Origin of the sequence: Pseudomonas sp. L7 (assembly GCF_046605565.1) — a bacterium.
Classification (GTDB): Bacteria; Pseudomonadota; Gammaproteobacteria; order Pseudomonadales; family Pseudomonadaceae; genus Aquipseudomonas; species Aquipseudomonas wayambapalatensis.
Map to the genome: position 1 here is coordinate 2,947,013 of NZ_CP176784.1, position 20,595 is coordinate 2,967,607.

Genomic DNA, 20,595 nt, shown 5'->3' on the forward strand with positions numbered 1-20,595 from the left:
CCTGTGCTCTCTTTACCGATTTCACGGTCTTATTGATAAGCCCCAAGTGTGGGGTCATCGCGAGGATTCATTCATGAACCGTCTCATCCCCGGAATCGCCCTGCTGGTCGGCGCACTGGCCGTCAGCGGGCAGGCAGCCGCCCATGGCGGCGGTTGGGGCCCAGGCCCTGTACTCGGTGCAGCCGTGGTCGGGGCCGTAGTCGGGGCAGCAGTATCCGGCGGCCATGACCGTACCGTCTATGTCGAACGCCAGCCGGCCTATTATCCGCCGCCTCCGGTCTATGTGCAGGCGCCCCCGCCGCCGGTGTATTACCAGCCCTATGTCGTCGAGCGCTATGTACCCGCGCCACCGCCGGTGTATCGCCGCTACTACGGCCCGCCGCCGGTGTACTACGGCCCGCCGCGCTGGTGACCAGCCCTTGTCGTTGAAAAAAGTAATGACCACTATCGAGCAAGTTGATTTCAAACAGCGTCGGCTGCTGCGTAAGGTAGGGCCATGTTTCACAGGAGGTCCAACATGGCCACTATCCACATCATGTCTGTCGTCGGCAGTGCTGTCCCTGCTCCCTTGCGCGCTCAAGGCCTGCTGGCCTGCTGGTACCTGATGCGCAACGGCGAGCCCGTCAGCGGCCCTCTGGATTCCCGCGCCAAGGCCCAGGCCATGGCCGAACAGCTGCAGGCCGGCACCCTTACCGCCTGACCAGCGTTCTTGTTGACCGTTTCATGTGTTGTGCGTTGCTCCTTACGCTTCTTTCTGCCCGCCTTTGGCGGGCTTTTTTTCGCCTATGCGAAAGCGCGGGGAGCATTTGTCGCAACAGGCGGGAAAAACCGATACAGCATGAAGGTTTTTTCATTTCGACGCTGGGCCTGGACGAGCAATCGACAGCCGCTGAGCCATACTCCACAATGCAGCGGTTTTCGGGGGAAACCCTTGCACAGCCAACGACATACCAACTATTAGTGAGCCTCAACGTGAAAACTTCCCTGTCCATCCTCAGCCTGCTGCTGGCGCTCACAGGAACCGCGATCCTTCCGTCGACCGCTGCTGCACAATCCCCGGCCCAGGCACAACGCGACCCGTCCAAACTGCACCTGGCTTCCGGCAGCGCCTTGCTGATCGACCTGAATACCAACAAAGAGCTGTACTCCAGCCACGCCGACCGCGTGGTGCCCATCGCTTCGGTCACCAAGCTGATGACCGCCATGGTGGTGCTCGACGCCAAGCTGCCGATGGACGAGATGCTCACCATGACCATCGCCAACAACCCTGACCTCAAGGGTGTCTTTTCGCGCGTACGCCCCGGCAGCGAACTGAACCGTCGCGAAACCCTGCTGATTACTCTGATGTCATCGGAAAACCGCGCGGCCAATACCCTGGCCAACCATTATCCCGGCGGCTATGGCGCGTTCATCAAGGCGATGAACGCCAAGGCTCGTAGCCTGGGCATGAGCCATACTCGCTACGTCGAGCCAACCGGCCTGTCGACGCAAAACGTGTCCACCGCCCATGACCTGGCCAAGCTGCTGATCGCCTCGCGCAACTACCCGCTGCTCAGCGAGCTCTCGACCACCCGCGAGAAGACCGTAGCCTTCCGCAAACCCAACTACACCCTGGGCTTTCGCAACACCGATCATCTGGTGAACAAGAGCAACTGGGACATCAAGCTGACCAAGACCGGCTTCACCAACGAGGCGGGGCACTGCTTGGTACTGCTGACCAAGATGGACAACCGCCCGGTGGCGATGGTGATTCTCGACGCCTACGGCAAGTACACCCACTTCGCCGATGCCGGGCGCCTGCGCCAATGGCTGGAAACCGGCTCGGCCAAGGCGGCGCCGGCGGTGGCGATGCAGTACAAGTCAGACCGCCAGAACCGCTCGCGCGTGGCGTCCGAGTAAGTCACCAGGTTCAGGGCGGCCCGTTGCGGGTCCGCCTGCCCTCACCCTCAGGCAATGGTGCTGATCAAGTTGCCGGAGCTACTGCTGTTCAGCTTGCTCAAGGCCTGCAGCAACTGCGCGGTCGCCTGCTGGATCTGACCGCTGATGGTCGCGATCTGCGCCTGGACACCCGCCACCGCAGCCAGCTTGGCCTTCTCGTCCATCGGTTGCGCCTGAACCTCGGACAGCCGCTTCTGGGCGTCGGCCAGCTGCTTCTGCATTTGCTTGATCAGCTCACGCAACTGGCGGATGTGTGACGGCTCGCTGCTGCTGCCGCTGCTCTTGGCCTTGTCGGCCTTGTCAGACGGTGCCGGCATGGCGACCTGGGCGCCGCCAGCCGAGCTGCTGCTCTTTTCAGTGTCGCTGGCCTGGGCGGCCGTCTGCAGCGCAGACGACTGCACGTTCACGCCAGTGACGTTGACACTTGTGATCCCTACCATTTTCCTTCTCCGCAAGGATTTTGACCTGACCGCTATATCGGCCGCCAAACGCCATGCTTGAGCCTTCATGCTTCCGGCAACAGGCTACGGTCGAACAGAAACGGACCCACGCCTTGCGGTAGGTACTCGTAAAGCTGTTGGGGCCGGCCCAGTCGTGGCTGATTGCGTTCGCCGGTATCACGCACCCAGCCTGCCTCCCTCAGACGCTCCAGACGTTTGCGCAACGACGTGTTGTTCACCGGCCGCCCCAGGCACGCTTGCGCCGCACCCAGCGCATCGAGCACCGTGAAACGCGTCGGCAGCAGATACAGAGGCAGGCTGCTGTACAGGCTCTTGGCCGCCAGCCGCTCGCGGGTGCGCTGGACCAGCAGCCCATGATCGAACGGCAACAGCACTTTGCGGGTCGATAGGCTGTCGAGGTCGAAGAAAGCCAACTGCTCCCCGACGATGGCCTGCACCGGATCGAGCAATGCCAGGTAGTAGGTACTCAACGACCAACCACGCGGATCACGAAACGCGTTGCCTTCGGTGCCGACCTGCTCCATGTACCGAGGCCGAACCTGTGCCTTCTCTTGCAGCGCCCGCTCGGCCGCCGCATCCAGGCTATTGTCCGGCGTGCTGCCGTTGACGATGACACCCGGCAAGGCCCACTGCCCCCGATGCGGCTCTCGATCGCGGCGGTGCAACAACACCTGCAACCCCTGCAAATCCGGGGCAAGGCGCAGCGCAACGATATCCACGCTGGCCATGACTTCAACTGCGCTCATCTCGACTCCTCGTTCCACACCCCATATTCCACCAGGTATTTTTTGTGATGCAAGCCCTACTCCATAAACAAGGACGCTTGACACACTTATAACACCAGATGAAATATATAGGCATTCCAGTTGAGGTAGTCCTGATGAAGATCGCCAGTTTCGACGTCGATGCCCAGAACGGCTTTACCGCCAACGCCCCGCAGGAGCTGCCGGTACCCGGCGGTCACCTGATCGCACCGGCGCTCAATGCCATGGCAAGTCGTGCCGACCTGCGCCTGGGCAGCAAGGATGCCCACCCAGCCAATGCCGCCTGGGTGGTGGGCGATGCCGCGCAGATGCTTCAGCCATTGGCATTGACCAACGCCGACCTCACCTGGGTCAGCCACTGCGTGCCCGGCACACCAGGTTTCGAACTGCTGCACGGCCTGCCTGCCCCGATCGATTACGACTATTTCGTCTGGAAAGGCGTGGAGCCCGACCTGCACCCCTACGGCGCCTGCTACCACGACCTGGCCGAGCGCCGCTCCACCGGGGTGATCGAGTACCTCAAGGTTCACGCCGTCGAGGTCGTGCTGGTCGGCGGCCTGGCCCTGGATTACTGCGTGCGCGCCACCGCGCTGCAACTGAACCGCGCCGGAGTCCATGTGCTGCTCTACCTGCCCGCCTGCCGAGCACTAAGCGACGCCGGCGCCAAAGCTGCCTGCAGCGAGCTGGCTGCCGCCGGGGTAGTACTGTGCGCCGATGAAGGCGAGCTGGACCGCCAGCTCGCACTGTTCAAGGAGCCCCGCCCATGAGCAACGACGTTTTTGCCCCACGGATTATCCAGAACCTGCTGGACACCGACTTTTACAAGATCACCATGATGCAGGCGGTGCTGCACAACTACCCCAACGCCGAGGTGGAGTGGGAGTTGCGCTGCCGCAACGACGAAGACCTCTCGCCCTACCTTGCCGAGATCCGCTACCAGATCGAACAGTTGGCCGAGGTCTCGGTGACCCACGACCAACTGGCCTACCTGGAAAAAATCCCCTTCATCAAGCCGGACTTCATTCGTTTCCTCAGCCTGTTTCGCTTCAACCTGCGCTATGTCCAGGTCGGACTGGACGATGCGGGGCAACTGGCGATCCGTATTCGCGGCCCCTGGCTGCACGTGATCCTCTATGAAATCCCGTTACTGGCAATCATTTGCGAGGTTCGTAATCGCTACCGCTATCGCGAAGTGACGATGGCGCAGGTGGGCGAGCGCCTGTACCAGAAACTCGACTGGCTCAAGACGCACGCCAGCAGCGATGAGCTGGCAGGGTTCCAGCTCGCTGACTTCGGTACCCGCCGACGCTTCTCCTATCCTGTACAGGATCAGGTAGTGCATATCCTCAAGCGCGACTTCCCCGGACGTTTCGTTGGCACCAGCAATGTCCACCTGGCCCGGGAATACGAACTCAAACCCATCGGCACCATGGCCCACGAATGGTTCATGGCCCACCAGCAACTCGGTCCGCGCCTGGTCGATAGCCAGGTCGCGGCGTTGGAATGCTGGGTGCGTGAATACCGGGGCTTGCTCGGCATCGCCCTGACCGACTGCATCGGCATGGATGCCTTCGTGAAGGACTTCGACCTGTATTTCGGCAAGCTCTTCGATGGCCTGCGCCACGACTCCGGCGATCCCCTGGCCTGGGCGGAAAAAGCCATCGCGCACTATGAGCGCCTGGGCATCGACCCGCTGAGCAAGACCCTGATCTTCTCCGACGGCCTGGATTTCGCGAAGGCATTGCAGCTCTACCGCGCGCTGCACGGGCGGATCAACGTCAGCTTCGGCATCGGCACCAACCTGACGTGTGACATTCCCGGCGTGACGCCAATGAACGTGGTGATCAAGATGACCGCCTGCAACGGCGCCCCTGTCGCAAAAATCTCCGACAGCCCCGGCAAGACGCAGTGCCGGGACGCGAATTTCGTCGCCTACCTGCGCCATGTGTTCAAGGTGCCCGTCTGAGCCGTCGTGCGCTGGCAATGAGCCAAGCGCCGAATCTTTGCCTTCCCCCCTCGTTGCCGCGTGCAATTGTCGGTATGGTGTTGTCAAAGAAGGATGTTTTACCCGCACAGGAAAGACTTAGATGCCCCAACGCAATGTCATCAACGCCTCCGTCAGCCCCAAAGGCAGCCTGGAGACGCTGTCGCAACGTGAAGTCCAGCAACTGAGCGAAGTCGGTACCGGCAGTCTCTACACCCTGTTCCGCCAGTGCGCCCTGGCTATCCTCAACACCGGCGCCCATGTCGACAATGCCAAGACCATCCTTGAGGCCTACAAGGACTTCGAGGTCCGTATCCACCAGCAAGATCGCGGCGTGCGCCTGGAACTGCTCAACGCCCCGGCCGACGCCTTCGTCGATGGCGAGATGATCGCCAGCACCCGCGAAATGCTGTTCAGCGCCCTGCGCGACATCGTCTACACCGAAAGCGAACTGGCCAGCCAGCGCATCGACCTGGAAAGCTCCCAGGGCATCACCGACTATGTGTTCCACCTGCTGCGCAACGCACGCACCCTGCGTCCGGGCGTGGAGCCGAAGATGGTGGTGTGCTGGGGCGGTCACTCGATCAGCAGCGAGGAATACCAGTACACCAAGAAAGTCGGCCATGAACTGGGCCTGCGCAAGCTGGACGTCTGCACCGGTTGCGGCCCGGGCGTCATGAAGGGCCCGATGAAAGGCGCGACCATCGCCCACGCCAAGCAGCGCATGCACGGCAGCCGCTACCTGGGCCTGACCGAGCCGGGCATCATCGCTGCCGAAGCGCCGAATCCCATCGTCAACGAGCTGGTGATCCTGCCGGATATCGAGAAACGCCTGGAGGCCTTTGTCCGCGTCGGCCACGGCATCATCATCTTCCCCGGAGGCGCTGGGACGGCCGAGGAATTCCTGTACCTGCTCGGCATCCTCATGCACCCGGACAACCAGGAACTGCCCTTCCCGGTCATTCTCACCGGCCCGCGCAGCGCCGAGCCGTTCCTGCAGCAACTGCATGCCTTCGTCGGCGCCACCCTCGGCGAAGCGGCGCAGCGCCATTACCAGATCATCATCGACAATCCGGCCGAAGTCGCCCGGCACATGGTCGAAGGGCTCAAGACGGTCAAGCAGTTCCGCCGCGAGCGCAACGACGCCTTCCACTTCAACTGGCTGCTGAAGATCGACGGTGGCTTCCAGCACCCGTTCGACCCGACCCACCAGAACATGGCCGATCTCGCCCTGCGCCGCGACCTGCCGCCCCATGAGCTGGCCGCCAACCTGCGTCGGGCGTTTTCCGGCATCGTCGCCGGCAACGTCAAGGACAAGGGCATTCGCCTGATCGAGGAACACGGCCCATACCAGATCCGCGGCGATCAGGCGATCCTCGACCCGTTGGGCAGATTGCTGCAGGCCTTCGTCGACCAGCACCGGATGAAACTGCCCGGCGGTGCGGCTTATGTGCCGTGCTACCAGGTCGTGACCTGAGCCGGGCAGCAGCTCCAGTGACAACCTGTGGGTGGATCGATCGCAGCGGTAAAACGCCGCTGCGATTGATCCACCCACGCGCCATTCGCTGATCAAGCCCCTTACCCGCAACATCTTGCAGACGATTCCCACCTAAAGCAGTGAACCTGCCTACAAAAAAACGGTCTTTCGCTGACGGTCAATCCACCGACCGCTTCACGGCCCAGTCACCGGGCCTCCAACCGTACTGTTTCAGCGAAGACCACCATGCCCGAATTCCGCCTCGCCACCCTCGCCCTCGCCGCCCTGCTCGCCACTGCCCCGTCCGTCTACGCCGAAGAGCCCTCCAGCGACGCACGCTGGGTCAGCGACAGCCTGAGCACCTACGTGCGCAGCGGCCCGACCGATGGTCACCGGATCGTCGGCACGCTCAAGTCCGGACAGAAAGTGTCGCTGATCGGCACCCAGGGCAACTACAGCCAGGTTCGCGGCCAGAGCGGCGATCTGGTGTGGATCCTCACCAGCGACCTGCAGACTGTGCCCGGCCAGAGCCAACGCCTGCCGCAACTCGATGCTCAGGTCGCGGAACTGTCCGGCCAGCTCAATACCATCGACGACAGCTGGAAGACTCGCGTCCAGGGCATGCAGGAAACCCTGGACTCGCGCAAAGCACTTATCGATGAACTGGAATCGCGCAACAAGGCCCTCAACGAACAGCTCGAGCAGTCGCAATCGAGCCTGCGCGACACCCAGGCGCGCCTGGGCGACGAAAACAAGCAGGTGATGATGCGTTACATGGTCTACGGCGGCAGCATCGCCGGTGCTGGCTTGCTGGCCGGCCTGATCCTGCCGGCGCTGACCCGCGGGCGTAAACGCAACGACCGCTGGTTCTGACGCAATCAGGTGGCGGGTAATTGCCCACCCGCCACCAGGAAGTCGATGAACAGCCGCACCCGCAGCGGCATGTGCCGCGCCTGCGGGTAGATCAACGTGAATGGCCGCGCCGTACCACCGAAGGCCGGTAGCACTTCGACCAGCTCACCGCTGTCCAGGGCCTCCTGCACGGTGAAGCGGTACGCCTGCATCAGGCCGGCACCATGTCGCGCGAGGGTGGCGGTGGCGAGAAAGTCGCCCAGGCAGGTGATCGAGCCGCCGACCTCGATCTCCACCAGGCCACCGTCACGGCGAAAGGTCCAGGGCGCACTGCGTCCGCTGCTGGGGATCTCGAACAGGATGCACTCATGCTGCGCCAGGTCTTCCGGCACCTGCGGATGACCTGCTCGCGCCAGGTAGCCCGGGGTCCCCACCACCACCAGCTCGGCGTTTTCCAGGCGCCGTGCCACCAGCCGCGAATCAGCAGGCTCACGTCCGCGGATGGCCAGGTCAAACTGCTCCTCGGCGAAATCGACATTGCGATTGCTGACATGCACGTCCACCTGCACTTGCGGATAGCGCTCGCGAAAACGCGGCAGCCATGGCAACAGACGGTGATGGGCGTAAGGCGTCGGCGCACTGACCCGCAGGCGCCCACGCGGCTCGATCTGGCCACCCGAAACTTCGCGCTCGGCCTCCACCAGTTGCCCCAGTGCCAGACGGCACTGTTGGTAGTACGCCTGGCCGGCATCGGACAGGCGCATCTGCCGCGTAGTACGCACGAATAACCGTACACCCAGGCGTTCTTCCAGGCGTGCCACCGAGCGACTGACCGCTGCCGGCGTGACCCCGGCCTCGGTGGCAGCGGCAGTGAAGCTGCCGGTATCGGCAGCCAGGCAGAACAGCTCGAGGCTGCCCAGTTGAAGATCATCGAAATGGCGGGTCATGACAGCTCGATTAATTACATGAAGTATCGATTGAAATGCCATCCGCCTTATTTTTCAACTCCAGATGAGGTCTTAGAGTGGCTCCACCAACGAGCCAACCGGCTCGCTTAACTGGAGCCCCACCATGAGTACTGCAAGAACCATCGTTATCACCGGCGCATCCAGCGGCTTGGGCTTCGCCCTCGCCAAGGCCTTTATCGAACGTGGCGACAATGTGGTCGGCAACGCCCGCACCCAGGCCCGCCTCGATCAGGCCGCCACCGAGCTGGGCAACCCGGCCGCCTTCGTCGGCGTGGCTGGCGACATCGCTGACGCCAGCACCGCACAGCGGCTGTTCGATACAGCGCTGGAAGTGTTCGGCCGCGTCGATATCCTGGTCAACAATGCCGGGATCTTCATTCCCAAACCGTTCACCGACTACACCGAACAGGACATCGACGCGCTGTTTTCCACCAACCTCAAGGGCTTCGTCTACCCCTCCCAGGCCGCGGCAAAGATCATGAGCGCCCAAGGCCATGGCCATATCGTCGCGATCACCGCCTCGGTCGCCATGCAGCCTAACGTGCGAGTGCCCGCAGCACTGCCGATCCTCGTCAAGGGTGGCTTGAACCAGGCGGTCAAGGGCCTGGCGCTGGAACTGGCCGGTAGCGGCGTGCAGGTCAATGCCGTGGCTCCGGGGATCATCGAGACGCCCCTGCACAACAACGACGTCGCAGGCCTGGGTGTCTTGTCGCCGAGTGGGCGCACCGGCAAGCCACAGGACATCGTCGATGCCGTGCTATACCTGACCGACGCACGTTTCGTCAGCGGCGTCGTACTTCCGGTAGACGGCGGTGGCACCGCCGGTACCTGGCACTGAAAACCCGAGGAGCCTGCCATGCCATACGTTCATATCCGTGTGACCGACGAAGGGGTCACTGCCGAGCACAAACGCCTGTTGATCGAAGGCACCACCGAACTGCTGGAACGGGTGCTGAACAAGCCACCGGCCAGTACCTTCGTGGTGATCGAGGAAGTGCCCACCGACAACTGGGGAGTGGGTGGCGAGACAGTGACGGTGGTGCGCAAGCGCGAGCGGGGCTAACCCGCATCACCGCAGTGATCTTTTGGCGGGCAAGCCCGCCCAAAGATCACTGTGGTACATGCCTGTGACCACACCCGACACAGACCGTCATTGCCGCAAGCGCTCCAGCGCCTCCAGCACATGCCCCGTGGCCCGCTCCACTTGCCCTTCGCGGCAGGCGATCCCCAGCGCCCGCCATAACCCCGGTCGCAACGGGCGTCGAGCGATGCGCCGGTCCAGTTCAGGCGCCTCCCCCTCCTGCGGCAGCAATGTCGCGCCATAACCCGCAGCCACCAGGCTCTTGATTGCATCGTTGTAGTTCAACTCGATGCGCGCCTCAGGGTACAGCCCGGCTGCCGCGAACCAATCGCTGGTCACCCGCGAAAGCTGCGTGGTGCTGTCGTTGAGAATCAGTGCACGCTGCCCGAGCCAGGCGGGTGTCACCCGCGCCGGCGGCTGCCAGTCGGCAGGCAGGTAGGCCATGATCGGGTCGCGTCGCCACGGGGTAAGCTTGACCCCCTTCACTGCCACCTGCGGCAGCGCCACCAGGCCGATGTCCAGGCTACCGTCACGCACGCGCGCCAGTGATGCCTGCGACGTGAGCACCTGAACCTGCACATCGATACCCGGATGCTCACTGCGAAGGGCCGCCAACGCACTGGGCAATAGGTGGGCAATGGCGCCAGTGGAGGCGCCCAGGCGCACCCGCCCGGTCAATCCGGCCACCTGACGCTGCACTTCATCCAGCGCCTGGTCGGCATCGGCCAGCAGCCGACGGGCACGCGTCAGCAGGGTTTCGCCAACCACCGTGGGCCGTACCTGCCCGCGGGTTCGGGTAAGCAGCGCTGCCCCCACCCTCGTTTCAAGCTCGGCGACGTGCAGGCTGATGGTCGGTGGTGCCAGGTTCAACTGGCGAGCGGCCTCGGCGAAGGAGCCAAGGTCGGCGATCACCACCAGTGTGCGCAGGCGATCGAGGCTGATTTCTCGCAGGATGCTGCTCCTTGTACGGTTGAATGTCCTGATTCAGTTAAACTGAACATCGTCATCATGATATTCAAATTTTCTTCAGATCAAACAACCGCGAGGATACACCTACTTCCTTCCTGAGCGGATCTCCACCATGCACCAGCCCCTGATATTCATCGACGGCGACCAAGGCACCACCGGCCTGCAGATCCATGCCCGCCTGCACGGTCGCGGCGACCTTCGCCTGCTGACCCTGCCCGAGGCCGAGCGCAAGGACCCGCAGCGCCGCCGCGAGGCCATCAACAGCGCCGATATTGCCCTGCTCTGCCTGCCCGACGCCGCCGCACGCGAGGCCGTGGCGACAATTCACAACCCGGCGGTGCGAGTGATCGACGCCAGCTCTGCGCACCGTACCAGCCCTGGATGGGTCTATGGCTTGCCGGAGCTGGACGAGCAGCAGGCCGAGCGCATCGCCCAGGCCACACGGGTCAGCAACCCCGGTTGCTACCCGACCGGTGCCATCGCCCTGCTGCGGCCGCTGGTGCGCGCCGGCCTGCTGCCTGCGGGCTATCCGTTGAGCGTACATGCCATTTCCGGCTACTCCGGTGGCGGTCGCGCTGCGGTCGAGCGCCATGAGCAGTCAGGCGGTGATCCTGCTCCGGCCCTGCAGCTCTATGGTCTGGAGTTGGCGCACAAGCATGTCCCGGAGATCCAGGCCCACGCTGGCCTGAGCGCACGCCCAATGTTCCTGCCAGGCTACGGCGACTATCGCCAGGGGATTGTGTTGAGCATCCCGCTGCAGCTGCGTTTGTTGTCGCCAGGCGTCACCGCCGAGCACTTGCAGGCCTGTCTCGAACAGCACTATCAGGGCGCACGCCATGTCCAGGTAATGCCCCTGCACCAGCAAGGGCCTGCGACCCCCTTGGACCCGCAGGCCCTGAACGACAGCAACGACCTGCGCCTGGCACTGTATGCCAATCCCGAGCACGGGCAGGTCCTGCTGACGGCCGTGTTCGACAACCTGGGCAAGGGTGCTTCGGGCGCTGCAGTGCAGAACCTCGACTTGATGCTGGCCGCGTTGCGCCAGTGAGGCCAAGCCGGTAAAAGCGGTTAGACTGTACACCCCGCGTCATTCAGGCGCGGGGTCAGTTCAACCGCCGGAGCCTGTCCCCCGATGTTCATCCTGAGCCGCCTCGACGGCGTGCCGCCCGAATCCTTCCAGAACCAGATCCGCCAGCTGGTGATCGAACATGTCGGCGCGCTGAGCAGCGTCGCCATCACCGCGGACAACCCGCTGTATCCGCTGTACCAGTACGGTGTCGGCCTCGAAGTCCACCAATACCTGCAGGCCCTGGACGGCACCCGTGGCCTGGCCGTGGAGCTGGTCCTGGCGCTGGACGCCGACGCCCCGGACCAACTGCTGGGCTTCGCCCTCGCCCTGCCGGCCCAGGATGATCAGCACGCGTGTGTTCTGGCGTTTCTCGCCGTATCCCCTGACCACCGTCGTGAAGGCATCGCCCGTGGGTTGCTTACAGACCTGCGGGCGCGCTACAGCTGCGTGGAGATGAGCGCTTTTGCTCATGCCGTACCCTGGTTCGAGGCCATGGGCCTGCAGGTCGTGAGCGCCACCGGGCCACAAGTGCTGATGAGCAGCACCGGCAAGGCCAGCGGCGCGCTGGTCGGACGCCTGGACATTGCGCCCATCTACCAGACCCTGGAAGTGCGTCAGATCCACGCCTATCTGCTCAAGCAGCATGGCGAGGCGGCAATGATCGACGCCGAGCGCCAGCGCGATGAGCACCTTGACGAACTGACGCTGCAGGCCCAGGCCTGCGTGGCGACGCGCAAGCGCGTGCATTGAGCCGAAACGGGTTGCCGCTTCCGGAAATGGCCAGTGAGGCCATCGCCGAAGCGGCCAGGTTCAACCAGCGAAGCGCGGTATGGCTAGCCCCAGGCTCTCCCTCAGGGTCGTCCCTTCGTATGCCGTTCGGTAGACACCTCGCTCCTGCAGTAACGGCACCACCTCCTGGGTAAAGCGTCGGAACTGCCCCGGATGCCCGATGTAGATATTGAACCCGTCCAGCGCCCGGGCTTCGAACCAGTCGGCCATCTTCGCCGCCACCGTCTGCGCCGAGCCCACGAAGGCGCCTGGGCGTAGCTGGCGGCCGAACTCCACTGCCTGGCGCAGGCTGAAACCCTTGTCCCGCGCCTGGTCGGCGATGCGCTTGGCATTGGTGAAGAAACTGCTGCGGGCAAACTCGAGGCTCTGCTGCGGAAACGGCGCATCGAGGTCGTACTGGCTGAAATCGTGCCAACCGAAGTTACGCCCGAACTCCTTCAGCGCCAGCTCGAAGCTGTGATCGGCCTGATGATAGTGACGCTCGATCTCGCGGGCATGCTCGTCGGTATCACCTACATAGATTTCGGCCCCCGGCAGCACCAGCACCTGCTCAGGATCACGCCCCAGGCGTGCGGCGCGATCCTTCACGTCCCGGTAGAACGCCTGGCCCTGCTCGACGCTTGCAGCGTGGGTGAAGATCACGTCCGCCGTCGCCGCCCCCAGGTCACGCCCCTGCTCGGAATCCCCGGCCTGGAAGATCACCGGCTGGCCCTGGGGCGAGCGCTGGATATTCAGCGGGCCGACCACCGAGAAATGCTCACCCTTGTGATTGAGGCTGTGCAGCTTGGCGGGGTCGAGGAAGCGCCCGCTCTGGCGATCCCGTGGGAAGGCATCGTCTTCATAGGAATGCCAGAGCTTCTGCACCACCTCGACATGCTCGTGGGCACGACTGTAGCGGGTGTCGTAGTCGTAATGCTCATCCAGCCCATAGTTGCCGGCGGTGCCGGCATCGCCACTGGTGACCACGTTCCAACCGGCACGCCCCTTGCTGATCAGGTCCAGCGAGGCCAGGCGCCGAGCGACGTTGAACGGCGCGTTGTAGGAGGTAGTCAGGGTGCCGACCAGGCCGATATGACGGGTGCTGACAGCCAAAGCCGAGAGCAGGGTCAGAGGTTCGAGGCGATTGAGGTAATGGGACGGCGAACCTGGCGTGATGAACTGACTGTCGACGATGAAGATCAGGTCGAACAGCGCAGCTTCTGCCTGGCGGGCAATATCGATGTACCAGTCGATATTGACGCTGGCGTCGGCAGGCAGCGCCGGGTCCAGCCACAGGTTGTGTCGGCCGGGGCCACCACAGCCCATGGTCAGGGCGCCCAGTTTGATCTGTCGCTTGCTCATGCCGGGGCCTCAGTGCTGGGTGACGGAGCTGTCCTGCAGCGCCGCCGAGAACGAAGTGTCGAACAGACTCGCGGCCGGATAGCCCTTGATCAGGCCAATGCCGGCAAAGAAGTCCACGGTCTTCTGCGCATCGGTGATCACCTGCGCGTTGAGCGGTGCCAGGTCGGTGCGCGCGCGGGCGAACCAGGCGCGGGCGATGTCGCCGTCGGCACGGGTACGCTTGGCCCAGGCGTCGGCGTACGCTTCGGTGTGTGCCGGGTCGCTCAGGGTCCATTGACGCGCCTTCTTCAGGCGCTGGAGGAAGTCGGCGATCTGCGCCCGCTTGTCCTGCACCGCCTTGGCATTGGCGACCACGAAACTCTGCGCCGGGATGATCCCTTCGGCCGTGGCCAGCACCCGTGCGCCCTGGCGCTCCTGCTGGGTGACATAAGGCTCCCAGGTCGCGATCACATCGACTGAGCCGCCATCCAGCGCATGGGAGGCGTCCAGGGCGCTGAGGTAGCGCAGCTCCAATGCGTCGCGGGGTACGCCAGCCTTGTCGAGGGCGCTGAACAGCAGTTGCTGGCTCCAGGAACCTTTCCAGATCGCTGCGCGCTTGCCCTTGAGGTCGGCCAGGCTATGAATGTCAGAATCCTTGCGCGCGAGGATCGCCACGCCTTCGAGGTTCTGCCGCGACACCGCCACCACCTTGATCGGCGCCCCGAGTGCACCAAGAAACAACGGCGGTGCATCCCCCAACAGGCCGAGGTCGAGGCTGCCGACATTGAGCGCCTCGGCCACAGGGGAGCCGGCGGTGAACTGCTTCCACTCCAGGGTATAGGGCAAATCGTCAAGCACGCCGGCCGCTTCCATCACGGCACGGGCGTTGTAGCTCTGGTCGCCGACCACCAGGGTCTGCGCGACAGCCGCAAGGCTGATCGAGGTGGCCAGCACACCGGCGGCCAGTTGTTTGAGATAACGCACGTTCGTCTCCAGATGCCGCATCGGGCAAGTCAGGGCGATCCGCGCGTGCGGTCTCGTCGCGTGTAACAGTGAATGTCAGGCGTTGCGCGCTGCCACCTTGGCGCGGGTCAACGGAATCAGTATGCGGCCATAGTCCTCGGCGTCGGCCAGCGGGTCGAAGCCGCGAATGAGAAAGCTGGTCACGCCCAGGTCGTAATAGGCCTGCAAGGCATCGCGACTTGCTCATGGGCCTGGGCAAAACGGGCGATGTAGTCGTTGTCGAAGACGGGCCCGTTGGGAGCCAGGATATCCGATGACAGGCGATGGCCGATCATGCCGATGAATTGAACGCTCATTGCAGGTGTCCCAAGGTCAGTTAGGTTTTTATAGCGTTTGAATCTAATTGCCGACTTACTTATACGCTAACCACTTGATCACACCCTGTGAAATTCGTTTTAGGCATAACCTAATGCATTCAAAATGCAGATTTCGCAGATCATGCCACGCCACTTTTAAATACTTGTTTTGCATATTAGCTTATGAGTAATTTGAATTTTGAGAATATTCAGGCAGTTGCTAGGGTTTACCCATGATCGTCAGCCCGAGCCTGAACCATGAGCCAGACACCGCGCCTGGAGCGCCTGCGCCACTTCATTGGCGAACTCTCCGACCTGTTGGACCGCCACCCCGACGAAGCCACTCTGCTCGACCAGGGCCACACCCTGCTGCACAGCCTGGTCGCCCATGACGACTGGTTGCCCGAAGCCCTTGCCCAGCCGGACCCGACCCGCTACCAGCAATACCTGCTGCATTGCGATTCGCGCCAGCGCTTCTCGGTGGTCAGCTTCGTCTGGGGCCCAGGCCAGAGCACGCCGATCCATGACCACCGTGTCTGGTGTTTGATCGGTATGTTGCGCGGTGCCGAATACGCCCAAGGCTTCACCCGCGACGCCCATGGCGCCCTGGTGGCGCAGGGCGAGCGGCTGCGGATCGACCCTGGCCACGTGGAAGCGGTGTCACCGCGCATCGGCGATATCCATCAGGTCAGCAACGCCTTCGACGACCGGGTCTCGATCAGCATCCATGTCTACGGCGCCAACATCGGTGCGGTCAGCCGCGCCGTATACCTGCCCGACGGTAGCGAGAAGCCGTTCATCTCCGGTTATTCCAACACCAGCCTGCCCAACATCTGGGACCTGTCCAAAGAGAACCCTGCCCCATGACCCGCCTCAGCACTCGCAGTTTCCATGACCTTCGCACCGCCCTGCTGGCCCAGGAAGAAGTCGCCCTGATCGACCTGCGCGAGGAAGACCCCTTCGCCCAGGCGCATCCGCTGTTCGCGGCCAACATCCCGCTTTCGAAGCTGGAACTGGAAATCTTCGCCCGCGTGCCACGCCGAGATACCGCCATCACCGTCTATGACGATGGCGAGGGACTGTCGGCCATCGCTGTCGAGCGTCTGCAGGCACTGGGCTATAGCGATGTGGCAGTGCTCGAGGGTGGACTTGGCGGCTGGCGCGATGCCGGTGGCGAGCTGTTTCGCGACGTCAACGTACCCAGCAAAGCGTTCGGCGAGCTGGTGGAGAGTGTGCGCCACACCCCCTCGCTGGCCGCCGAAGAGGTCCAGGCCCTGCTCGACAGCCAGGCCGACGTGGTGGTGCTCGACGCCCGGCGCTTCGATGAATACCAGACCATGAGCATTCCCGGAGGCATCAGCGTGCCTGGCGCCGAACTGGTGCTGCGCGTCGCCGAACTGGCACCCGATCCAGCGACGCGGGTGATCGTCAACTGCGCGGGGCGCACCCGTAGCATCATCGGCACACAATCGCTGGTCAACGCCGGCATCCCCAACCCGGTGGCGGCGCTGCGCAACGGCACTATCGGCTGGACACTGGCCGGTCAACAACTGGCCCACGGCCAGGCGCAGCGCTTCGCCGAGGTCGGCGACAGCACCCGCAGCAGCGCTGCCGACCGCGCCCGCGCCGTCGCCGACCGGGCCGGAGTGCGACGCCTGGACCGCCAGGGCCTGGCCACCTGGCAGGCAGAGACTGCGCGCACCACCTATCTGTTCGACGTGCGCACACCCGAGGAATACGTTGCCGGTCACCTGCCCGACAGCCGCTCCACGCCCGGTGGCCAGTTGGTGCAGGAAACCGATCACAACGCCAGCGTACGCGGCGCCCGCATCGTGCTGGTCGATGACGACGGCGTGCGTGCCAACATGAGCGCTTCGTGGCTCGCGCAGATGGGCTGGGAAGTGGCGGTGCTCGACGGCCTGAGCAAGGCCGACTTCAGCGAAACCGGCGAATGGCAGGCACCCCGCCCGGCGCTGGCGCGCAATACCGAGATCGACGTCGAGCAATTGCAGGCCTGGCTGGCCGAGGAAGGCACCGTCTTGCTGGACTTCACCGCCAGCGCCAACTACGTCAAGCGCCACATCCCAGGTGCTTATTGGGCGATCCGCGCGCAGTTGCCCGAGGCCCTGGAGCGCCTGCCCAAGGCCGAGCGCTACGTGCTGACCTGCGGCAGCAGCCTGCTGGCAAGCTTTGCCGCCACCGACCTGCAAGCCCTGACGCGCACACCGGTCTACCTGCTGACAGGCGGCACGGCGAGCTGGATCGCCGCCGGCAAGCCACTGGAAACAGGTGAGACGCGCCTGGCGGTGGAGCGTACCGACCGCTACCGCCGGCCATACGAAGGGACCGACAACCCGCGTGAAGCCATGCAAGGCTACCTCGACTGGGAGTTCGGTCTGATCGCGCAACTGGAGCGTGATGGCACCCACGGCTTCAAGGTGCTGTGACCCGAAGCGCTGTGGCTGCAGGCCTATCCGCTCCTGCGAGGTACGCCTGCAGCTTCAGCGCCAGAAACCCATGCAAGCGCCGCACCGCCGGGCTCAGCGACTGCCGGTGCGCGCACACCAGTTGCAGCGGTGCCGCCTGCCCTGCATGGTCCGTCAGCAACTCCACCAGCCTTCCGGCGCGAATGTCCTCGAGCACATCCAGGCGCGACTTGTAAACCACACCGAGCCCTGCCACCGCCCAGCGTCGCACGATATCGGCATCGTCGCTGCAGCGGTCGCCACTGACCAGTACCGTGGTCATTGCGCCTGCATTCTCGAAACTCCAGCGTTCGTGGATCTGCTCACCCATTACATAACGCAGGCAGTTGTGCCCGGCCAGCGCCTGCGGAGTCTGCGGCGCGCCATGGCGGGCGATATAGGACGGTGCTGCACAGAGCGTACGCCGGTTAGCGGCGGCCAGCGGCAAGGCCACCAGGCTGGAGTCCCCCAGCAGCCCGTAGCGGATGCTGGCATCCAGTTGCTCGCCAAATAGATCGGCCACCTGGTCGCTGACCCGCAGGCGCATGTCGAGTCGTGGATATTCGGCCTGAAACTCCGTCAGCCAGGGCAACAGCAGGTTGCGCCCCAGGTCCGACGGCATCGACAACCGCAGTGGCCCCGCCAGTTCGGCGCGTGCTTGCTCCAACGCCATCTCGCCGTCGACCAGCGCGTCCAGGGCCTGACGCGCGTGAGGCAGATAACGCTCGCCATCGTCCGACAGGCGCAGACGGCGTGTCGAGCGCACCAACAGGCGAATCCCCAGGCTGTGCTCCAGACGCTGCAGCGCGGCGCTGGCCAGAGCCGGCGAGATGTCCAACTGCCGCGCTGCCGCCGAAAGCCCACCGGCCTCGACAGTGGTGACGAACACCTGAAGGTCGTCCATGCGCACCCGCTTCTTCATGCGACGACTCCTTCACGTTCCACGCGCCGCGCATCACGACGTATCGCCTGGGGCGGAATACCGAACCCGCGTACAAAAGCCTCGCGCAAATGCCGACGGTCGCGAAATCCTGTCTCGCGCGCCACCACATCCAGGCTGTGGCGACTCTGCTCGATCATCAGCCGCGCCGCCTCCAGGCGCAGGCCCTCGATGGCTCGCGCCGGCGATTGCCCGGTTTCGGCAGTGAACACCCGGCTGAACTGGCGCGGGCTCAGGTGCGCAACCTCGGCCAGTTCCTCGACGCTCAGCGGCCGCCGCAGGTGCTGGCGAGCGTACTCGAGCACGCTCTGCATGCGGTCGGTGCGCGGTGCCAGGTCGAGCAGCTGCGAATGTTGCGACTGGCCTCCCGAGCGACGCTGGTGCATCACCAGCCGATGCGCAACGGCTCGTGCGAGCTCATGGCCGTGATCCTGCTCGAGCATGCCCAGGGCCATGTCGATACAGGCGGTCATGCCGGCGGACGTCCAGATGTTGCCATCGGCAATGAAGATGCGGTCGTCCTCTACCTGGATCGCCGGGTGCATCTGCCGCAGCTCCCGGGCGTAGACCCAATGCGTGGTCGCCCGACGCCCGTCGAGCAGGCCGGCTGCCGCCAAGGTGAAGGCCCCCGTACAGATCCCGGCGGTACGCCGCGCCTGCTCGCCCAGCCGACGCACCAGGTCCACGCTGGCCGCATCGGCAGGTGAGGCGATCGGCGACAATGTGCCCGCCACCAGCCAGGTGTCGGCATGCCCCGGGGTATCGACCGCCTGGGTCTGCAACTGCATACCCAGCGACGACACCAGCACACCGCCGGCCACGCTGTAGTTGCCCAAGGCGTAGAGGCGCTTGCCCGTCAGCACATTGGCGAACTCGAACACCGACTGCGACGCCAGCGCCATGACTTGGAACCTTTCACACAACAGATAGCCGACCCGATGCATGACGCACCTCGCTTGATGTCCTGAAAACGTACTATATGCGTCATTTGCGCCACAAGCAAAGCCGCGCATCATCGCTGCAACCCCACCCACGGAGCAGCAACCATGACTCGTACAGCCCTCATCACTGGCGCCTCTACCGGCATTGGCGCACTCTACGCCGAACACCTGGCCCGCCGTGGCCACGACCTGATCCTGGTCGCCCGCAACCGCGAACGCCTCAATCAACTGGCCTCGCGCCTGAGCAGCCAGACCGGGCGCAGCGTCGAAGTCCTGCCGGCAGACCTGGCCGACAGCCAGGATCTGGCGCGCATCGAAACCCGCCTGCGCGAAGATGCCAGCATCGGCCTGCTGGTCAACAACGCGGGTATCGGCACCCACACCGCGCTGCTGGAAAGCGACGTCGAGCAGATGACCCGCATGATCACCCTGAACATCACCGCCCTCACCCGCCTGACCTATGCTGCGGTGCCTGGCTTCGTCGAGCGCGGCGAGGGTGCGCTGATCAACATCTCCTCAGTGGTCAGCCTGCTGCCGGAACTGCTCAATGGCGTGTATGGCGGCAGCAAGGCCTACGTCACCGCCTTCACCCAGAGCCTGCACAAGGAGCTGGCCGACAAAGGCGTGCAGGTCCAGGCCGTGCTGCCCGGCGCCACCGCTACCGATTTCTGGAGCATCGGCGGCCTGCCGGTGGAGCACCTGGATCCGGCGATCGTCATGACTGCGCAGGACCTAGTGGAAGCGGCACTGGCCGATTTCGACGCCAAGCGCCTGATCTCGATTCCGTCGCTGCACGAGTTCGAACGCTTTGAGGCGTTCGAGGTCAGCCGTCAGGCGTTGAACGGGCACCTGTCGAATCAACAACTGGCGCCGCGTTATCGTCAGGGTTGATCGGGCTGTGCGATTGCGTGAGGGCTGACAGGTGCTTGCCGAAAGCTTTTTAGGGCCTGTGAGATCGAGCGCCGCGCGGGCGGCGCTTCGCGGGCAAGCCCGCTCCCACAGTTTGTTTCGGGCCAATGAATCCTGTGACATTTTCGCGCGACCCCTTTGGCGCACGGCGCGATATCGAGTCGTACACACCAGGCGGTCGCGCGCCTGTGGCACAGGCATAACTGGCCCGAAACAAATGTGGGAGCGGGGTTGCCCGCGAAGCGCCGCGCGGGCGGCGCTCGATCTCATAGGCGCTAAAGAGCCTTCGCCAAGCAACAAAACTTGCGAGCCACCCCCCAAAATCGGAAGCTAGGCCGTCCCCCATCCG

Annotated in this window: 23 protein-coding genes and 1 pseudogene; 14 read left to right on the forward strand and 10 right to left on the reverse strand. The window is 64.0% G+C overall.

Annotated elements, in window-relative coordinates:
• The first annotated feature begins 73 nt into the window (after nucleotides 1-73).
• The 3 genes from ACK3BK_RS13265 to pbpG all read left to right on the forward strand — a co-directional run bounded on the left by ACK3BK_RS13265 (nucleotide 74) and on the right by pbpG (nucleotide 1,899).
• Entirely contained in the window at nucleotides 74-412 is a 339-nt protein-coding gene (locus tag ACK3BK_RS13265; RefSeq protein WP_054891267.1) for a hypothetical protein, read from the forward strand.
• Nucleotides 413-517: 105 nt separating this feature from the next.
• Nucleotides 518-700 (forward strand): hypothetical protein, encoded by a 183-nt coding sequence (locus ACK3BK_RS13270; protein ID WP_054891266.1) that lies wholly within the window; start codon nucleotides 518-520, stop codon nucleotides 698-700.
• Between the two features lie 272 nt (nucleotides 701-972).
• The gene (gene pbpG, locus ACK3BK_RS13275; protein ID WP_346655284.1) at nucleotides 973-1,899 is read left to right on the forward strand and encodes a D-alanyl-D-alanine endopeptidase; all 927 of its coding nucleotides are present in this window, start codon (nucleotides 973-975) and stop codon (nucleotides 1,897-1,899) included.
• A 47-nt stretch (nucleotides 1,900-1,946) separates the two neighbouring features.
• Here pbpG and ACK3BK_RS13280 read toward each other — a convergent pair whose 3' ends face one another.
• Both ACK3BK_RS13280 and ACK3BK_RS13285 read right to left on the reverse strand, forming a co-directional pair.
• Entirely contained in the window at nucleotides 1,947-2,378 is a 432-nt protein-coding gene (locus ACK3BK_RS13280; protein WP_186664398.1) for a hypothetical protein, read from the reverse strand.
• A 65-nt stretch (nucleotides 2,379-2,443) separates the two neighbouring features.
• Complete coding sequence (locus ACK3BK_RS13285; protein ID WP_186664397.1) at nucleotides 2,444-3,145, reverse strand: NUDIX hydrolase; 702 nt, start codon at nucleotides 3,143-3,145, stop codon at nucleotides 2,444-2,446.
• 134 nt (nucleotides 3,146-3,279) lie between these two features.
• Here ACK3BK_RS13285 and ACK3BK_RS13290 point away from each other — a divergent pair, with 134 nt between their 5' ends.
• From ACK3BK_RS13290 to ACK3BK_RS13305, 4 genes are all read left to right on the forward strand, one after another.
• Nucleotides 3,280-3,930: an isochorismatase family protein gene (locus ACK3BK_RS13290; RefSeq protein ID WP_186664396.1), complete on the forward strand. Its 651-nt coding sequence runs from the start codon at nucleotides 3,280-3,282 to the stop codon at nucleotides 3,928-3,930.
• On the forward strand, nucleotides 3,927-5,129 hold the full coding sequence (gene pncB / locus ACK3BK_RS13295) for a nicotinate phosphoribosyltransferase (protein ID WP_186664395.1): 1,203 nt from the start codon (nucleotides 3,927-3,929) through the stop codon (nucleotides 5,127-5,129). Before ACK3BK_RS13290 ends, pncB begins: the two co-directional genes overlap by 4 nt.
• 121 nt (nucleotides 5,130-5,250) lie before the next feature.
• A complete protein-coding gene (gene ppnN / locus ACK3BK_RS13300; RefSeq protein WP_186664394.1) occupies nucleotides 5,251-6,624 on the forward strand; it encodes a nucleotide 5'-monophosphate nucleosidase PpnN in 1,374 nt (457 codons plus the stop codon).
• Nucleotides 6,625-6,870: 246 nt separating this feature from the next.
• Nucleotides 6,871-7,497, forward strand: a complete 627-nt coding sequence (locus ACK3BK_RS13305) for a TIGR04211 family SH3 domain-containing protein (protein WP_411382577.1) — start codon at nucleotides 6,871-6,873, stop codon at nucleotides 7,495-7,497.
• A 5-nt stretch (nucleotides 7,498-7,502) separates the two neighbouring features.
• Here the strand turns inward: ACK3BK_RS13305 and ACK3BK_RS13310 are convergent, their stop codons facing one another.
• On the reverse strand, nucleotides 7,503-8,423 hold the full coding sequence (locus ACK3BK_RS13310) for a LysR family transcriptional regulator (protein WP_411382578.1): 921 nt from the start codon (nucleotides 8,421-8,423) through the stop codon (nucleotides 7,503-7,505).
• A 124-nt stretch (nucleotides 8,424-8,547) separates the two neighbouring features.
• Between ACK3BK_RS13310 and ACK3BK_RS13315 the strand changes: the two genes are divergently transcribed.
• Together ACK3BK_RS13315 and ACK3BK_RS13320 are read left to right on the forward strand one after the other, a co-directional pair.
• Complete coding sequence (locus ACK3BK_RS13315) at nucleotides 8,548-9,282, forward strand: SDR family NAD(P)-dependent oxidoreductase (RefSeq protein WP_186664389.1); 735 nt, start codon at nucleotides 8,548-8,550, stop codon at nucleotides 9,280-9,282.
• 18 nt (nucleotides 9,283-9,300) lie between these two features.
• Nucleotides 9,301-9,507, forward strand: coding sequence for a tautomerase family protein (locus ACK3BK_RS13320; protein WP_186664387.1), 207 nt, complete (start codon nucleotides 9,301-9,303; stop codon nucleotides 9,505-9,507).
• 87 nt (nucleotides 9,508-9,594) lie between these two features.
• Here the strand turns inward: ACK3BK_RS13320 and ACK3BK_RS13325 are convergent, their stop codons facing one another.
• The gene (locus tag ACK3BK_RS13325; protein WP_186708354.1) at nucleotides 9,595-10,476 is read right to left on the reverse strand and encodes a LysR family transcriptional regulator; all 882 of its coding nucleotides are present in this window, start codon (nucleotides 10,474-10,476) and stop codon (nucleotides 9,595-9,597) included.
• A 130-nt stretch (nucleotides 10,477-10,606) separates the two neighbouring features.
• Here ACK3BK_RS13325 and argC point away from each other — a divergent pair, with 130 nt between their 5' ends.
• Both argC and ACK3BK_RS13335 read left to right on the forward strand, forming a co-directional pair.
• Nucleotides 10,607-11,542, forward strand: a complete 936-nt coding sequence (gene argC, locus ACK3BK_RS13330; protein ID WP_411382579.1) for an N-acetyl-gamma-glutamyl-phosphate reductase — start codon at nucleotides 10,607-10,609, stop codon at nucleotides 11,540-11,542.
• Between the two features lie 84 nt (nucleotides 11,543-11,626).
• Nucleotides 11,627-12,313: a GNAT family N-acetyltransferase gene (locus ACK3BK_RS13335; RefSeq protein WP_186708348.1), complete on the forward strand. Its 687-nt coding sequence runs from the start codon at nucleotides 11,627-11,629 to the stop codon at nucleotides 12,311-12,313.
• Between the two features lie 60 nt (nucleotides 12,314-12,373).
• On the opposite strand, the gene ACK3BK_RS13340 is transcribed toward ACK3BK_RS13335, so the two are convergent.
• From ACK3BK_RS13340 to ACK3BK_RS13355, 4 genes and pseudogenes are all read right to left on the reverse strand, one after another.
• The gene (locus tag ACK3BK_RS13340; protein WP_288377288.1) at nucleotides 12,374-13,693 is read right to left on the reverse strand and encodes an LLM class flavin-dependent oxidoreductase; all 1,320 of its coding nucleotides are present in this window, start codon (nucleotides 13,691-13,693) and stop codon (nucleotides 12,374-12,376) included.
• A 9-nt stretch (nucleotides 13,694-13,702) separates the two neighbouring features.
• Nucleotides 13,703-14,656 (reverse strand): ABC transporter substrate-binding protein, encoded by a 954-nt coding sequence (locus ACK3BK_RS13345; protein ID WP_411382580.1) that lies wholly within the window; start codon nucleotides 14,654-14,656, stop codon nucleotides 13,703-13,705.
• Between the two features lie 75 nt (nucleotides 14,657-14,731).
• A pseudogene (locus tag ACK3BK_RS13350) lies at nucleotides 14,732-14,869 on the reverse strand (alkanesulfonate monooxygenase); the annotation flags it as partial.
• Entirely contained in the window at nucleotides 14,836-14,991 is a 156-nt protein-coding gene (locus ACK3BK_RS13355; RefSeq protein ID WP_411382581.1) for a hypothetical protein, read from the reverse strand. The gene ACK3BK_RS13355 and the pseudogene ACK3BK_RS13350, both read right to left, overlap by 34 nt.
• Nucleotides 14,992-15,249: 258 nt before the next feature.
• Here ACK3BK_RS13355 and ACK3BK_RS13360 point away from each other — a divergent pair, with 258 nt between their 5' ends.
• Together ACK3BK_RS13360 and ACK3BK_RS13365 are read left to right on the forward strand one after the other, a co-directional pair.
• Entirely contained in the window at nucleotides 15,250-15,858 is a 609-nt protein-coding gene (locus ACK3BK_RS13360) for a cysteine dioxygenase (RefSeq protein ID WP_411382582.1), read from the forward strand.
• Nucleotides 15,855-17,438 (forward strand): rhodanese-related sulfurtransferase, encoded by a 1,584-nt coding sequence (locus ACK3BK_RS13365; RefSeq protein WP_411382583.1) that lies wholly within the window; start codon nucleotides 15,855-15,857, stop codon nucleotides 17,436-17,438. The genes ACK3BK_RS13360 and ACK3BK_RS13365 overlap by 4 nt, the downstream gene beginning before the upstream one ends.
• Here ACK3BK_RS13365 and ACK3BK_RS13370 read toward each other — a convergent pair.
• The gene (locus ACK3BK_RS13370) at nucleotides 17,425-18,378 is read right to left on the reverse strand and encodes a LysR family transcriptional regulator (RefSeq protein ID WP_411382584.1); all 954 of its coding nucleotides are present in this window, start codon (nucleotides 18,376-18,378) and stop codon (nucleotides 17,425-17,427) included. The genes ACK3BK_RS13365 and ACK3BK_RS13370 overlap by 14 nt on opposite strands.
• The gene (locus ACK3BK_RS13375; RefSeq protein WP_411382585.1) at nucleotides 18,375-19,340 is read right to left on the reverse strand and encodes a GlxA family transcriptional regulator; all 966 of its coding nucleotides are present in this window, start codon (nucleotides 19,338-19,340) and stop codon (nucleotides 18,375-18,377) included. The genes ACK3BK_RS13370 and ACK3BK_RS13375 overlap by 4 nt, the downstream gene beginning before the upstream one ends.
• A gap of 102 nt (nucleotides 19,341-19,442) precedes the next feature.
• On the opposite strand from ACK3BK_RS13375, the gene ACK3BK_RS13380 reads away from it, so the two are divergent.
• Nucleotides 19,443-20,228, forward strand: coding sequence for an SDR family NAD(P)-dependent oxidoreductase (locus tag ACK3BK_RS13380; protein ID WP_411382586.1), 786 nt, complete (start codon nucleotides 19,443-19,445; stop codon nucleotides 20,226-20,228).
• Nucleotides 20,229-20,595: the final 367 nt, after the last annotated feature.